Source organism: Pedobacter sp. SYP-B3415 (genome assembly GCF_004138205.1).
GTDB lineage: Bacteria > Bacteroidota > Bacteroidia > Sphingobacteriales > Sphingobacteriaceae > Pedobacter.
Window position 1 is genome coordinate 331,390 of the sequence record NZ_RXNQ01000022.1, and the last position, 15,203, is coordinate 346,592.

13 protein-coding genes are annotated in these 15,203 nt (G+C 47.2%); 6 read left to right on the plus strand and 7 right to left on the minus strand.

Annotated features, from left to right (window positions below):
• Positions 1-137: 137 nt before the first annotated feature.
• Positions 138-1,148, plus strand: coding sequence for an NAD(P)/FAD-dependent oxidoreductase (locus tag EJV45_RS10110; RefSeq protein WP_129715555.1), 1,011 nt, complete (start codon positions 138-140; stop codon positions 1,146-1,148).
• 74 nt (positions 1,149-1,222) lie between these two features.
• Positions 1,223-1,552, plus strand: coding sequence for a 2Fe-2S iron-sulfur cluster-binding protein (locus EJV45_RS10115; protein ID WP_129715556.1), 330 nt, complete (start codon positions 1,223-1,225; stop codon positions 1,550-1,552).
• Between the two features lie 21 nt (positions 1,553-1,573).
• Here the strand turns inward: EJV45_RS10115 and EJV45_RS10120 are convergent, their stop codons facing one another.
• Together EJV45_RS10120 and EJV45_RS10125 are read right to left on the minus strand one after the other, a co-directional pair.
• Entirely contained in the window at positions 1,574-3,262 is a 1,689-nt protein-coding gene (locus EJV45_RS10120) for a S41 family peptidase (protein ID WP_129715557.1), read from the minus strand.
• Positions 3,263-3,367: 105 nt separating this feature from the next.
• Entirely contained in the window at positions 3,368-3,583 is a 216-nt protein-coding gene (locus EJV45_RS10125; protein ID WP_129715558.1) for a hypothetical protein, read from the minus strand.
• A gap of 103 nt (positions 3,584-3,686) precedes the next feature.
• Here EJV45_RS10125 and EJV45_RS10130 point away from each other — a divergent pair, with 103 nt between their 5' ends.
• Positions 3,687-5,363 (plus strand): alpha-glucosidase, encoded by a 1,677-nt coding sequence (locus EJV45_RS10130; protein ID WP_129715559.1) that lies wholly within the window; start codon positions 3,687-3,689, stop codon positions 5,361-5,363.
• On the opposite strand, the gene EJV45_RS10135 is transcribed toward EJV45_RS10130, so the two are convergent.
• From EJV45_RS10135 to EJV45_RS10150, 4 genes are all read right to left on the minus strand, one after another.
• Complete coding sequence (locus EJV45_RS10135) at positions 5,360-6,199, minus strand: AraC family transcriptional regulator (protein WP_129715560.1); 840 nt, start codon at positions 6,197-6,199, stop codon at positions 5,360-5,362. The two genes, EJV45_RS10130 and EJV45_RS10135, sit on opposite strands and share 4 nt — an antisense overlap.
• Positions 6,200-6,758: 559 nt before the next feature.
• Positions 6,759-8,075: a M20/M25/M40 family metallo-hydrolase gene (locus EJV45_RS10140; RefSeq protein WP_129715561.1), complete on the minus strand. Its 1,317-nt coding sequence runs from the start codon at positions 8,073-8,075 to the stop codon at positions 6,759-6,761.
• Positions 8,076-8,077: 2 nt separating this feature from the next.
• The gene (locus tag EJV45_RS10145) at positions 8,078-9,913 is read right to left on the minus strand and encodes a M61 family metallopeptidase (RefSeq protein ID WP_129715562.1); all 1,836 of its coding nucleotides are present in this window, start codon (positions 9,911-9,913) and stop codon (positions 8,078-8,080) included.
• A gap of 72 nt (positions 9,914-9,985) precedes the next feature.
• Positions 9,986-11,110, minus strand: a complete 1,125-nt coding sequence (locus EJV45_RS10150) for a DUF4407 domain-containing protein (protein ID WP_129715563.1) — start codon at positions 11,108-11,110, stop codon at positions 9,986-9,988.
• Positions 11,111-11,306: 196 nt separating this feature from the next.
• On the opposite strand from EJV45_RS10150, the gene EJV45_RS10155 reads away from it, so the two are divergent.
• The 3 genes from EJV45_RS10155 (at position 11,307) to EJV45_RS10165 (ending at position 13,162) form a co-directional block, all read left to right on the plus strand.
• Complete coding sequence (locus EJV45_RS10155) at positions 11,307-11,624, plus strand: rhodanese-like domain-containing protein (protein ID WP_129715564.1); 318 nt, start codon at positions 11,307-11,309, stop codon at positions 11,622-11,624.
• 2 nt (positions 11,625-11,626) lie between these two features.
• Positions 11,627-11,812 carry a DUF6358 family protein gene (locus tag EJV45_RS10160; RefSeq protein ID WP_129715565.1) on the plus strand — a complete coding sequence of 62 codons (186 nt, stop codon included), beginning with the start codon at positions 11,627-11,629 and terminating at the stop codon, positions 11,810-11,812.
• Between the two features lie 63 nt (positions 11,813-11,875).
• Complete coding sequence (locus EJV45_RS10165; RefSeq protein ID WP_129715566.1) at positions 11,876-13,162, plus strand: MFS transporter; 1,287 nt, start codon at positions 11,876-11,878, stop codon at positions 13,160-13,162.
• Positions 13,163-13,316: 154 nt separating this feature from the next.
• Here EJV45_RS10165 and EJV45_RS10170 read toward each other — a convergent pair whose 3' ends face one another.
• A complete protein-coding gene (locus EJV45_RS10170) occupies positions 13,317-15,068 on the minus strand; it encodes an ABC transporter ATP-binding protein (RefSeq protein ID WP_129715567.1) in 1,752 nt (583 codons plus the stop codon).
• Between the last annotated feature and the right edge of the window lie 135 nt (positions 15,069-15,203).

Sequence of the window (15,203 nt, forward strand, 5' to 3'; positions counted from 1 at the left end):
TTTATATTCATTACTTTTGGCCCACCGCGCGCAAGCCTGGTTAACAAAACACATAATGACGATTCATTATTTGGAATTCTTCTAAATAAGACTGGTCGTATTTGTATTTTTTGTAAATTTGCAGCCAAATTAGAATTATGATTTCAACAGATATTGCCGTTATCGGTGCCGGACCCGTTGGTTTATTTGCAATTTTTGAAGCAGGATTGCTGAAAATGCGTTGCCATTTGATCGATTATCTTCCGCAGGTTGGCGGGCAGCTGTCTGAAATTTATCCTAAAAAACCGATCTACGACATCCCTGGTTATCCTTCGGTTCTTGCGCAGGAACTTATTGATAACCTCATGGAGCAAGCCAAACCGTTTCATCCAACCTTTACGCTCGGCGAGCGCATTGAAGGACTTGAAAAACGTGGCGAGGCCGATTTCGTTCTGACCACAAACATGGGCACCGTGATCGAAGCGAAAGTTGTAGTCATTGCCGGCGGGCTCGGTTGCTTCGAACCCCGCAAGCCAGCAGTTGAGGGTCTAGAGCAGTTTGAAAATGGCAAGGGCGTCAACTATATGATTCTTGATCCTGAAAAATACCGGGGTCAGAAAATGGTTATAGCAGGCGGCGGCGACTCTGCTTTAGACTGGACCATCTATCTTGCCGATGTAGTTAGCGAACTTACGCTGGTTCACCGTAGTGAAAGTTTCCGCGGTGCGCCCGATTCAGTGAACAAGGTGATGGAGCTGGCCGAAAGCGGACGCATTAACCTGGTGCTGAACAGCAACCTGAATGCCGTTCAGGGCAATGGCAAGCTGGAAGCGATCGAGCTGATTCACAACCGCAGCATGGAAACAACCCGCGTAGAAACCGATCACCTGATTCCGTTGTTTGGTCTCAGTCCGAAACTTGGCCCGATCGAAGCATGGAACCTCAATATCAGTAAAAGTGCCATTGAGGTAAACGTAGATGACTACTCGACCAATATCCCCGGTATTTACGCCATAGGCGATATCAACACATACACAAACAAACTGAAGCTGATTCTCTGTGGGTTCCATGAAGCCGCACTGATGAGCCATAGTGCATACCAATACATGAACCCCGGTAAAAAATACACGATGAAGTACACTACGGTGAACGGCATCTCTGAATTTTAATTTTCCGGCATTTTGTTAAATTTGCGCTCCGGCGGCTAAAAAGCTGCCGGACGTTAAAGCAAACTCACTCCGTCATGGACGAAAACAACATCGCGATTTACGTACAGGAACCCGACGGTTCGGTTACCGAACACGAGGCACCGGTTGACATGGGCCTTAGCCTCATGGAATTCCTTAAAGCTTCTGAATACGACATCCTTGCCACCTGCGGCGGCATGGCGCTTTGCGCAACCTGCTGTGTTGATGTACTTGAGGGTGAGGAGAAGTTAAACGAGATGTCTGACGATGAGTACGCTATGCTGGATACCCTTCCAGACCTCCTGCCAAACTCACGCCTGGCCTGCCAGCTGCAGCTTAACCCCGCCATGAATGGTCTGAAGGTAAAACTGCATCACCAGTCTTAAACCTGCTTTTGCCAACTTACGTTAGTCAAGTTCAGCACTTTTTCCGGGCTTGCCGATAGTCTTGTAGTTTCCTGTTCCTTTGAGGATAGCGAGCACCTGCGTTTTATTATTCAGCACCTGGCTGGCCTGCTGTAATTCCTTGTCATACTGGAATGACTGCTCAATTTTGCCTTTTTCATAAAAATACCGGGCAATGATCTGGCTTTCAAGTACCCGTTTGATCTCGGTCTTGTTGGTTGTCAGCTCTGTTTTCCTGGTGCCCAGCAGCTTGGCTTTGAGGTCATCAATATCGGCCTTAACCTGGGCAAGTTTGTTTTCCTTCTCTGCCTCCTCAGTCAGGCCGCTGATCAGACTTTCCGTTTTGCTTGTATAGCTATAATCTTTATCTGCCAGGCTTGCAACAAATTCATTGTAATCTGCATCAGAAAGGCGGAATGTCCGGGCATCGGCAGGCGCCGGTTTAGTCTTTTTATAGGCGTTTGCATAACCGAAAAAAAGATTTTTGGTGAAAAGCGAGAGCGTGACCGGACTAACCTTTCGCGCCGCCACGTGCACATCTGGATAAATGCCATTTGCGTCATACACCTGGCGCCCGGAGCTGGTTTGAAATACAGACATTGTGGAATCGGCAAATTTCGATGCCCTGCCGGCCTGGCGATGGGCATAGTCGAGCGCCTGGATGCATCGGCCGGAAGGCGTATAATATTTGGCAACCGTAACCTTCACCAGGCTGTTGTACGGCAGATTAAAAGTTTGCTGCACCAGACCCTTTCCGTAACTGCGCTGGCCGATCACTACACCGCGGTCCAGATCCTGCATGGCACCGGCAACAATCTCTGAAGCAGAAGCCGAATTGCCGTTAATCAGCACAACGAGGGGAAGCTGCGCATCAACGGGGCTGCTGTACGTCTTATAGGCAATTGTTTTTTCAGGGTTTTTACCTTTCTGCGTAACAACCAGCACATCCTTATTCACAAAAAGGTTCACTATTTTTACTGCCTCCTGTAAAATGCCGCCGCCATTGTTCCGCAGATCGAGCACAAGACCGCGGGGCTGCTGCCGGCTGATGTTTGCCAGCGCGTCGCGCACTTCTTTTGCCGAGTTTTCCAGAAACTTATCCAGCCGGATATAACCAATTCCGTCAGGAAGCATACCTGAGTAACTTACGTTCGGCTGGCGTATTTCATCGCGCGTAAGCGTTTTGGTGAGCACATTGCCATCGCGGATCAGCATCAGGGTAACCGGACTGCCCTTGGGGCCTCTCAGCAAACGGCTGATCTCGGCACGGTCCTTTCCCTGTACAGCAATGTTATTGATCCGTACCACCTGGTCGCCCGAGCGAAGATCGCTGCGGTTGGCCGGATAACCTTCGCTGATATCGTTTACGTACAATTTGCCTTCCAGAAATACTGTGCTTGCACCGATCCCACCATATTGGGTACTGACATATTTAAGCTTATAATCTTCAACCTCAGATTCAGGAACATATTCGGTATATGGATCCAGACTTTCGAGCATGGCATCAATTCCTGTGCGCATCAGATCAGATGAGTTTGTTTCATCAACATAATTCATATTGATCTCTTTGTAAACAGAGGCAAAAATATCCAGGTTCTTTGAAACAAGGAACAGGTCTTCTCGAAAGGTCCAGCTTAATACAGATATACCCAGCAAAAGGACCGCAAACAGGAATGAGCGGCTTTTTTTCATCGTAAAATTTATCGCAGCACCTTGGAACGTGCCATCGTTTAAATATACAAAAACAGAAGCGGCCTGTAAATCTTCAGGCACCAAAAATTCGCGAATTGAGGAGTTTTAAAGGCGGTTACCTTTCAGATCAGCAAGCGCCTTATTGATTGTAAATTCAATATACGTACGGTCACGCTTTACCAATTGCATCAGCTGCTGAACAAGTTCCTCCTCCTTACCGGGTGTAAACTCGATATCGGCACCAGACAGGTCACGGTATTTGCGCAGAAATTTGATTTTCACTTTTTCCCAGTTCTCTGCAGTAAGCGTAAAATTTGCCATCGGTAAATATTTGCATCAAAAATAACAAATAAAAGGCAAGGTCAAAACACCGCCCGGGCTGTCCGGCCGGAAACAAATCTACACCACCCGCGGTTTCTTGTACATGACGGCAACAGACATTCGCAAGACACCGCAACCATGGTGGAAAGAGGCAATCATTTACCAGATTTACCCCCGCAGCTTTAAAGACAGTAATGGGGACGGTATAGGAGATTTGCGGGGCATTATTGAAAAGCTGGACTATATACAGCGTCTCGGCGTGGATGCAGTCTGGCTGAACCCTATTTTTACATCTCCGAATGATGATAACGGCTATGACATCAGTGACTACCGGAACATCATGGACGATTTTGGCACCATGGATGATTTCGACGAACTGCTGAGTCAAATGCATGACCGCGGTTTACGCCTTATTCTTGATCTGGTAGCCAACCACAGCAGTGATGAACATCCCTGGTTTATTGAGAGCCGCAAAAGCCGCGACAATCCTTACCGGGATTATTACCATTGGTTTCCCGCCGAAAAGGGCGTACCGCCGAAGCGCTTTAGTTTTTTTGATGTTAAGAACGACGCCTGGAAGTACGATGCACACACAAATTCCTACTACCTGCGCTATTTCAGCGAAAAACAGCCTGATCTGAACTGGGAAAATTCTGCCTTACGCCACGAGATGTATAACATTATGCGTTTCTGGCTAGACAAGGGGATAGACGGCTTTCGCATGGACGTCATCCCGTTTATTTCGAAAGACACAAATTGGCCACCGGTTCAGGTGTATTCTGAGGGCCCTTCCCTGCATGCACACCTTCAGGAGATGCACCGCGAGGTTTTGCAGCATTATAATATGGTCAGCATTGCCGAAGGAGTTGGTGTCACGCCAGAAAAGGCACTTAATTTTGTCGATCCGGAAAGAAAAGAGCTGGATCTCCTTTATCACTTCGAAGGCATGGATATTGGTTATATCCCGGGTGCGTACAAGGTACCTGATCCCGAAGGGGTAGACCTGCTCAAGTTTAAACAGGTTTATACTGCATGGGATAAGGTCTTTGAACAGCGCGGCTGGGGCACGATCTACCTCGGTAACCATGACCAGCCCCGTATGTTGAGCCGTTGGGGCAACGACGATCCGGCGTTCGCTAAGGCTTCGGCCAAATTACTTATGACCTTTCTGCTCAGTCACCGGGCTACCCCGTTTTTTTATGCCGGAGACGAGTTGGGCATGAGCAATATACGCTTTGATTCTATCAACGACTACCGTGATATTGAGACCATTAACCAGTACGAACGTATCAGACAGGAAGTTGGCGATCTGAAGACATTTATGGATAACCAGAAGTTAACAGCCCGCGACAATGGCCGCACCCCTTTTCAATGGAATTCAGACCCGAATGCAGGGTTCAGCACGTCGAACCCCTGGCTAAAAGTAAATCCCAACTACAAAACTGTCAATGCCGAGTTGCAGGAGAACGACCCTGACAGCCCACTCAGCTTTTTTAGAAAACTTGTGGCGTTACGGCGGGAAAACAAAACACTGATCTATGGCATCTATGAACTGGTAGATGCTACGCATCCGGAAGTTTATGCCTACTCCCGGACTCTCGAAAATGACCGGCTGATCGTTTTACTTAACTTCAGCAGCAACAGGACGTCGATTAGCTTGCCTTCGTATGTCAATGAATACAGTGTATTAATCAACAATTTAAAGCAGCACATGCGCCGGGATTCAGGGAATGTTCATCTTGAGGCCTGGCAGGCGGTGATTATCCGGGTAGAAGACTAGTCTTTCCGTAAGCTACCAGGCAGGCAGGCGTACTTCTTCTTGAAGGCCGCAGTAAAGTGCTGGGGATTTTTGTAACCAACCAGGTAGGCAATCTCACCTACCGGAAGCCTGCCCGATACCAACATGCTCCTGGCTTTTTCCATGCGCGTATCGAAGAGATGACCAAAAACCGTATTGCCAAAAAACGCTTTATACTCTTTTTTCAACTTATAGTCGTTTAAGCCAACTATACGGGAAAGCTCATATAGTGTCGGGGGGGCCTGCATGTGTTCTTCCATATATTGCTTCGCATGCCATAGCTTTTTGACGTCATCTTCAGTTATGTTGCCTTGATCCGTGTCCCCGGAAAGCCCTTTTTCTAAAAATGCAGAAGCTTGCTGTTCAAGCTGCGGCATATCTATCGGTGATATGCGAAGCAGTTCCGCAAGTAAACGAGCGGAGTGAAACACGTGGGTATCGGGCTTCAGCATGCCCTGTTCCACAGTCCCTTCTAGTCCCTGACCTGTAATTATGAATGCGGAGAATTGGGGTTTGATGAGCATTTTGGCATTGATCTTAGCTGCAGAACCCTGCGGCAGGATGGTATGATCAAGGTGGATGTCGCCGTTAAAGGCAAACACCAACCCATCTGCAGCCACACCCGGATCGAGCATGATTGCGTCTATCCCTTTACAATCGAATAAAAGTAGGTGCATATGCCCCACGACTGCAGATCTGACACAAAGGAGTGGGTGTGCAAACAACCAGGCTTCGCCCGGCAGGCGTTCAAGCGTATAGTTTAATGTATGCTGATTGGGAAATTTTATTTCGATGTGCATTGCTCCTTCTGAAGGCATTTTTTATCCGCCTCGCGTTAACAGATGAGCACAATTATAAGCAAATTCGTATATAATTTATAATGAGTCTAAATAAAAATACAAATGTCCCCTGAGCCTGTCCGTTTTTATGGCCGGGCAAAGGGCGACGCCAAGACTTAGTCCTTCATCTCCAATAAATATGTTTTGTTAGTTGGTAAAAGCTCCCTGGATAGGGAGCTTTATCATTTTAGTGGTCTGAACAAACTCGAATGATGAAATGATCATGCGAAGGTGCAGAGGGAAGTTTTCAGCTTAAGAGGCGCTGTGCTACCAATGGGCGCTATAAAGTTTTCAGCGGATGGCTTGAAAAGTTTATTGTTGCGGAAAATGCCGGAAGAGAGACTAGGTAGTTAATAAGTTTTACGAAGGGACTTCTCGGTTTTTGAACAGAGTTTGACTCCTGCAAAGTTGGTAACTTTTCGAAAGTTACCAACTTTAGTTAAAAAAACAAACGTAAATCGAAATTTACGAGCAGAAGCGACAATTAGCTTAATCAAGTTGAAAACTACCAGAATATCGGCTGAAACTAGCACTGCTGCTATTGTAATTTCGCTATGCGTGTCGGTGTATCTTTACCTGCCACGATACTTACAGCACTTTTAGCAATACCTCGTATGGTAGCCAGGATATTCTGGACATCAAGGCTGCTGTATTCATCCTTCACGGTGTGGTAGAGTTTATCGCCGTCAATCTGCACAGTGCTGATGGTATGTGCAGGAACGCCTAACGCTGCAAGTGTTGCATTATCACTTCTGTAAAAAAGATTCTGCTGTGGATAGGGGTCCGGATGGAAACTGAATTCGGTACCCGCCAGATTTTTCTGCAGGATCTTCCCAAAATCCGATTTTTCAAAACCCGTAATAAACGCGGTGTTCGGTCCGAATTTTGAATCTTTGCCAATCATCTCGATATTAAACATCGCAACAACATCGTCAGGATTGAGCTGATTTGAAAAATAGCGGGCACCAAAGCCTCCGATTTCTTCGGCCGTAAAGGCGACGAAAATAAGCGTACGTTCATTGTTTTTTAAGGCCTTATAGTACTTGGCCAGCGCGATCACTGCCGTAGTTCCGGAAGCATCATCGTCGGCACCGTTTGCAATACTATCTGTGCCTACCGCCTTCTGGATGCCTATATGATCGTAATGTCCTGAGAAGATAACCAATTCCTGTTTTTTGCTTTTACCGGGAATCATACCCGCCACGTTAAACAAGGGAAGTTTCTCGACCTTGCTTTGCATATTTACAGAGAAGTCCTTTGCAGCGGGATCGGCGCCGAGTACAAATACGGAGCCCCCGCCCTCTGTCGCGTTCAGATCTTTTTCATCAACAACAGACGCACCGGCTGAAAAGCCTCTGATGCGTTTGAAGGCTTCCGCGAATTTTGCCGGTACAATGACCAATTGTTTTTTCGGCGCGCGCGCGAACTGCCGGTACTGCGCTGAAAACTCTTTAGTCGTATCGAGCACGGTTACAGGTGCTCCGCTCTTCGCATCAAAAGCGAGCTTCTCGGTTGTACTCCCGATAACGGCTATGTTTGCCTGGTCAATCGGTTTTCCGTTTACAGTTACTGTACCCTGTCTGCCGCTCAGTCTGTATTTGTAAAATGTCTGCCGGTAACCCTTCAGTCCCGCCAATGGCTGCAAGCCGATCTTTTTAAATTCTGATTCAATGAAAGTGGCTGCCTTATCAATTCCGGGTCCGAAAGTTGCGCGACCCTGCATCTCGTCAGCGCTCAGGGTTTTGATCAGCCTGTCTGCATATTCTTTTGAAATGATCTGGTTGATGTCTGGTTTTTGCTGGGCCGACACCTGCACAGTGACCAGCGTCGAGAGCGCGAATAAAAGTTTTTTCATTGTTAGTTGGTTTGTTTGATCTGACTGTTAAGCCATTGCGCTCTGACGGCCACCATATCTGCACCGGGTTGTTTCCCGGCCACTTCCATGGCGACAAGTTCAAGAACAGGGCTTTCAGTTAATTTTATAGTCGTTTGTTTTTTTTCTCCGCGATGGCTGTATAACAGGTCGAGTGAATCACCGGCTTTATGCCCTTCAAGCGCTTTAGCCAGATCTGAAGCGTCATTGATTCTTTGCCTGCCAAGCCTGATTACAATGTCTCCTGCATCAAGGCCTGCTTCGTATGCGGGGCTGCCTTTGATGGTTGAGCCTGAAATCCGGGCTTCGCCATTGGCTACCTGAACACGTTCAAGGCCCGTATACAATGCCGGATTGGCTGGTTTTCTGAGTATGAATCCCGCATGGGCAAACAAGGCCGCAAAATCGGGCTTCGCTGTACCATATACATAGTCTGCAAAAAATTTTCTGGCAAAGGGTTCGTCTTTAGTAAGTAAAGCAAGCGTTTTTTCGAGGTTTGGAATGGTATACGGGATCTCCGGCCTGCCATGATTTTTCCAGAGCGCGCGCATATAATCGTCCAGTGTGAGCCGGTAGCTGCTGCGCAGACTCAGATCAAGCGCAAGGGCAACGGAAGCACCGTAGGTATAATAAGAGGTAAAGATATTTGACATATTTGTCTGGTCGACCGCTACCCCTGCATCTGCAAAGACCGCATAACGGCTGGCCTGAACGGGCGAAAACTCTCGCGCTCCCGGACTCGTTAACACCGTATTTACAATGCCGGAAAAGACGTGCAGGCATTCCTCCAGTGTTCTGAAGCCGGCCCGCTTCAGCACGAGGTTTCCGTAATACTGGGTGAAACCTTCTGCAAGCCAAAGCTCACTACTGATATCTGAATGGCTGAAATCAAACGGTTCGAGGCTTTTAGGGCGCAGTCTTTCCACATTCCAGGCATGGAAAAATTCATGAGAGAATGTACCCAGCAACTGACTTTCATTGCCTTTAACGGTTTTGCGGGGCTGCGTAATAACCGTCGAGTTGCGATGCTCCATTCCATCACCGCCATTTTCGGGATGCACATCATGCAAAAAGCGGTATTCGCCATAATCAAAAGCAGGAAGCTCACCCCATATAGCAGCCTGTTCATCGACAACCTTAGCAATCATAGCGGCATACTGATCTGCTACGGACTGGTCATCAGCAATGTGGCCCACATACCAGATACGTTGTTTTTTTCCATTGGTCTGGCGTTCGGCTACAAGCGCCTGGCGGTATCGGGCAAGTTCGATCGGGCTGTCCATAAAATATTGCAGCCCGGGTGCGGTGAAGGTGGTTTCAGAAAGCGGTTTTAGCTGGGTAGCGATTTTCCACTCAGAACCCTTCGGCAGATTGAACGTCACCTTACGGCTAAGTTTATCCATCCCGAGAGGAAATAAAAAAGCGGCCGGCACATTCAGGTGTGCATGACTCTCATCAATACCTGCATAGGTGCCGTCAATCCAATTACCAAAGAGCGTATATTCAAGGCGCAATTTTCCTGCGGCAGCCTTTACCCGATACTGGTCTCCTGCAGGCTGCTCGAATGAGACGGCTTTACCGTTGTTCCAAACCTTAACGTTGTAGATATTCTTGCCAAACTCATGCGTAGCATATCTGCCGGGTGAAGAGCGTGCCATGCGAAAAAGAACATCGCCCGCTTTGATGTCGGTCAGTTCAAGAACGACTTGCGCCTCGTGGTGTATGGCATTGGGGAAAGATACCGTATAGGCGACTTCTTTCTGGGCGAATGCTGTAAAACCAAACAGCGATAGCCCGGCATAAAGGCAAAATTTCTTCATGAATGTAAGGTAATGCGCCAATTTAACGCATAAAGGCTGACGAAAGAAATATTTATAGAATTACAGCACTGCTTAGTCCTGATCCCAGTTGTATTTTTCAAGATCGCGGTATGCGCGGCCCTTTAGAATCTCCTGCCTTTTTGTTACTTCCGCCTCTACCCTGGTACCCTGTATACGGTCGGCCACGTTCACATTATAATCCCTGTCTTTTGTTGAATGGTGCACATTTACGAACTCCAGGTCGTTTATAGCAACGTCATATACACCGCGCTGGCTCATCAGTTTGACAAACACCGGAAGACATTCAAAGAAGATAAATAACAAACCAATGAACGTGACAGCCATCGCATTGTCTTCGTTTTTCGTACCGTTCGGATTAACTTTTAGCTGCCCAAGCGCCCAGTTACGGTCTGCAAAGCCAGCTACATTCACGGCACTGTCAAGCTGAACGCCGGTTAGCAGTTTTTCATCCATCAGGCCATCAAACTTTTTCCGGCCATCAACAAACCCCTCCGCTTTGGTAATCCCGGCCTTCAGGCTGTCGAGATCACTTTCACGGGCTTTCAGCTCAGCCTCTTTACGTTTTGCGTACGGTCCGTACCCCATTACTCCGGATGTTTCTGTGGTTTTGTTTCCGAAAATTTCGAAATTCAGTTTCTGCCGGTCGGTTTTTATCCCTTGTTCGAGCGAGTCGCGCCGGGCCTTTAATTCATCAAGCTTAGCCAGCTCAGCCGTGTATTTTTTGGCAAAAGCCTTGTTAAGTGTATCAATCTTAGCACGCTGGGCATTCAGATAACTGACTTTTAGGCGCTCGCGGATTTCTTTATCAAAGAGTTTCAGTTCAAGCGGTCGCGAAATGACAATACCAATCATTACCGCCAGGAAGATACGCGGGGCAGCCTGAAGTACCTGTTTCCAGGTTGATCCGCTTTTGTTGATACTGGAAACGATATAACGGTCCATGTTAAAGATGGCAAGGCCCCAGATCAGACCGAAAAACAGGGCGAAAAGAACCGCGAGGGCATCACCCTTAAACACGAAGTACATGGCATAGCCGCCCGAAAGAGCTGCGAACAGGCCCGTAAAAAATATCGTTGCCCCAATACCAGTGAACTTATTGTGCTCTGTCGGGTATTTTTCTAATGTGGGAATGTGTGCGCCGCTGCAAAACCAGAAAAAACGGTTTATCCTGTTCATCTCGAGAAGAATTTTCGTGTATACTGTATTTAAACGCCCGGGATGTCAGGTTGTTACAAAACTTTTGTAAATGGTCTGCTGGGTGTATTACAAATGTAAAGACAATTCGGCAAACAACCTGCGGTAAAATTTCTTTGTATATTTGCGTAGCTGCCGGCGAAAAAATTTCCGGCGGCGCAACCAAAAAATCAAGCATATGAAAGAGATTACCGTTGAGGAACTCAAAGCAAAGATCGACAACAAAGAGGACTTCCAGCTTATCGATGTGCGGGAGCCGTTTGAATATGAAACCTCTAACCTGGATGGCGAGAATATTCCGCTTGGCGGCATTCTGATCGAGTCAGACAAGATTGCGACAGACAAGCCTGTCATCATTCAATGCCGCAGTGGTAAAAGGAGTGCTGCAGCGGTTATGCAGCTTGAGCAGGCGCATGGTTTCACAAACCTGTATAACCTGAAAGGCGGCATTCTTGCCTGGCAGGAAGCGTTTGATCCGAACATGCCGGTTTACTAATCATGGGCAAAAAGATCGCACTGAATATATTCTTCACGATCGGGCTGATCCTTTCCGGATTCGGACTGGTATGGAGTTTTCAGAACGAAAAATACCTGTTGGTCGCCATGTTTGTGGCCACGGGTGTTGTATTCTTTTATCTTAAAATGCAGTTGCTTAAAGAAGTTCGCAAAAGTTTCAAGGAGTAAGAAATTACTCCTTTTTTTATCCCCATGTTTTCGGCTTCGCCGGATGTGCAACGTGAGTATCAAATGACAACATCCCTCACCGATAACCGGCCCGAAAAACCGGACCCATATGCTGCTTTACGCTTTCGTGAGTTCAGATCATACCTGGGCATGCGTTTCTTTTTTACGCTTGCCTACCAGATGCAGGCTGTCATTATTGGCTTTCATGTGTACCACCTGACTAAAGATCCGCTGGCCCTGGGCATGGTAGGGCTATGCGAAGCCATTCCGGCCATCACAATTGCGTTGTATGGAGGGTATGTAGCTGACAAGTCTGAGAAACGCGGCCTTTTGTTAAAAGTCTTCAGTGGGGTTTTTCTTTGCTCACTGGTTATGCTTGTTGCGACTACCCAATGGGCACACCAATTTATCCCTGTAAACCGGGTGGTAACGATCATGTACGTAATGGTGTTTGGGATCGGTATTGCTCGCGGCTTTTTTTCACCGGCAACATTTTCGCTGATGGCGCAGATCCTGCCCAAGTCACTTTACCCCAATGCCAGCACCTGGAACAGCTCAAGCTGGCAGGCTGCATCTATACTGGGCCCCGCAGCCGGCGGACTTATCTACGGCTTTGCTGGTATCACCGTAACTTATTCGATCATTCTGGCCTTGATTCTGACATCGCTGGTTTGCATATTTTTTCTGAAATCGCATCCACCAACGTTTGTTCCTCAACAGCATATCTTCAAGAGCCTGTCTGAGGGTGTTGTATTTGTATTCAGGAACAAGATGATGTTGGGTGCCATGAGCCTGGATCTCTTTTCAGTATTCTTCGGCGGTGCAGTGGCACTTTTGCCGGTCTTTGCAAATGACATTTTGAAAGTCGGATCTGAGGGTTTAGGTATGATGCGCGCATCAGCTTCACTCGGCGCTGTGCTTACCATGTTGGCCATGACCCGCTTTTCGCCCATGAACCGGCCATGGCGCAACCTGCTGATCGCCGTAGTAGGCTTTGGTACGAGCATCATTTGTTACGGCATTTCGAAAAATTTCTATCTGACACTTCTGTTTTTATTTCTTGAAGGTGCTTTCGACAGCATCAGCGTGATTATACGGTCTACAATTATGCAGTTGCTTACACCTGATGAGATGCGCGGACGCGTTTCGGCAGTGAATTCGATGTTCATTGGATCATCTAACGAAATCGGCGCTTTCGAATCGGGTCTTACCGCAAAACTGATGCGTACCGTTCCCGCCGTAATTTTCGGCGGTAGCATGACCATTGCAATTGCAGGCATCACGTGGTGGAAGACACGCGCGCTCACCAGCCTCAGCCTGGAAGACATCAACAACCAAGAAAGAAAATAAATTAATTTTTATGAAATTTCACGACCAAGTTGGTAACTTTGTGAAAGTTACCAACTTTGAGCTGAAGCTCTTTGAGAGAATTTGACACTATTTTAAGTTCGTTGGTTTAGGAGTCGCATGCCTTTCTACCGAAAATTGCGTTGAATCAGACTCCCTATGCCAGCTCCGTTTGCTCTCCAATCTGCTGACGCCACATAGCCTGATATAATCCGTTTTTATCAATCAGCGCCTGATGCGTTCCTGATTCAACAATATGTCCCTTCTCCAACACATAGATCCGGTCAGCATGTCTGATTGTAGACAATCTGTGCGCAATGAGGATTGTGATGTGATCTGTCATATCAGACACGTTACGGATTGTCGATGTGATCTCCTCTTCAGTGATGGAATCAAGTGATGAGGTAGCTTCATCAAACACCAGGATGTCAGGCTTACGCAGCAAGGCTCTTGCGATAGACAAACGTTGTTTTTCTCCGCCAGAGACCTTTACCCCGCCTTCCCCAATCACGGTATCGAGGCCTTTTTCAGCCCGTGCCAGCAAGTTTTGGCAGGCAGCCTGATGCAGGACGCGCATGCAATCCTCGTCTGATGCTGATGGGTTTACAAACAGCAGGTTCTCCCTTATCGTTCCCGAAAACAGCTGCGTATCCTGCGTTACAAAGCCAATTTTCTCCCTGAGTTCATCAAGATCAATGTCTGCACTGTCAATGCCGTTGTAAAGCACTTTGCCTATCTTAGGCTGGTATAAACCAACCAGAAGTTTCACAAGTGTGGTTTTTCCTGCACCCGACGGACCAACAAATGCTATGGTCTCGCCTGTCTTCACAGCAAAACTGATCTGCTCAAGCGCATTTTTGTTCGCGCTTTGGTGTTTGAACCCAACCTGCTCAAACTCAAGCCTGGCAATATGCTCAATATGTCTCGGATTGGCCGGTTTAGCATCTTTTGGCCTGCTCATGATTGCTTCAAAATTATTGAGCGAAACCTCGGTCTCCCGATAAACATTAATAATATTACCCAGCTCCTGAAGCGGTCCGAAAATAAAAAATGAATAAATAAACAGCGAAAAGAACTCGCCAACGGTGATCGTCCCGGCAAAGATCAGGTACATCATAAGAAAGAGCAACCCGTTACGAAGCAGGTTTACAAACGTTCCCTGGATAAAACTCAGGCTGCGCACATACTTTACTTTTTTCAGCTCAAGCCCCAGGATCTTTGTTGTGGTTGTATTCAACCTGCCGATCTCCTGCTGAGCCAGGCCGAGGCTTTTCACAAGTTCAATATTGCGGAGCGACTCGGTTGTGGATCCGGCGAGAGCCGTCGTTTCTGACACAATGCTTTTCTGAACTTTTTTTATACGCTTGCTCAGGACAGAACTCAGAATGCCAAGCAATGGAATCGCTGAGAAATAAACAACAGCAATAAGCCAATAAACCGTTACCGCATAAACGGTAACAAACACAATCCCAATAATACTTGTAAACAACACATTAATAGCCAGCTGAATAAGCTTTTCTGTATCAATGCGTACCTTTTGTAAAATACCAAGCGTTTCGCCGCTTCGCTGATCTTCGAAAACCTGGTAAGGAAGTTCCAGGGAATGCGCAAGACCGTCTGAATAAATCTTCGCGCCAAGCCGCTGGGTAATGACATTTACATAGTAATCCTGAAAGTTTTTGGCAATGCGCGAAACCATTGCGGCGCCCATGGCAAGGAGAATCAGAATGCCTGCACCACGAATAAATTCGCCTGTCGTATAATTCTTGTAATTGGTAACGTACTTGTCAATGATCAGCCTGAACACATAAGGGTCCAGAAAGGAGAAGACCTGGTTGATGGCCGCCAGCAGCAAAGCCAGTCCGATCAGCCATTTATAATTTTTGAGGTAGCTAAAAAGGATTTTCATTCCGCAAATTTGTTTTGTTAACGGCGCGACCGGAAGCAGTCAGGTTACGGATACGCTTCCTTCGGGATGCAGGTGCCATACCGGCAAAAAGAAGGCCATCAAAAATAGAAAAAGGGAACGAACTTGCGTTCATTC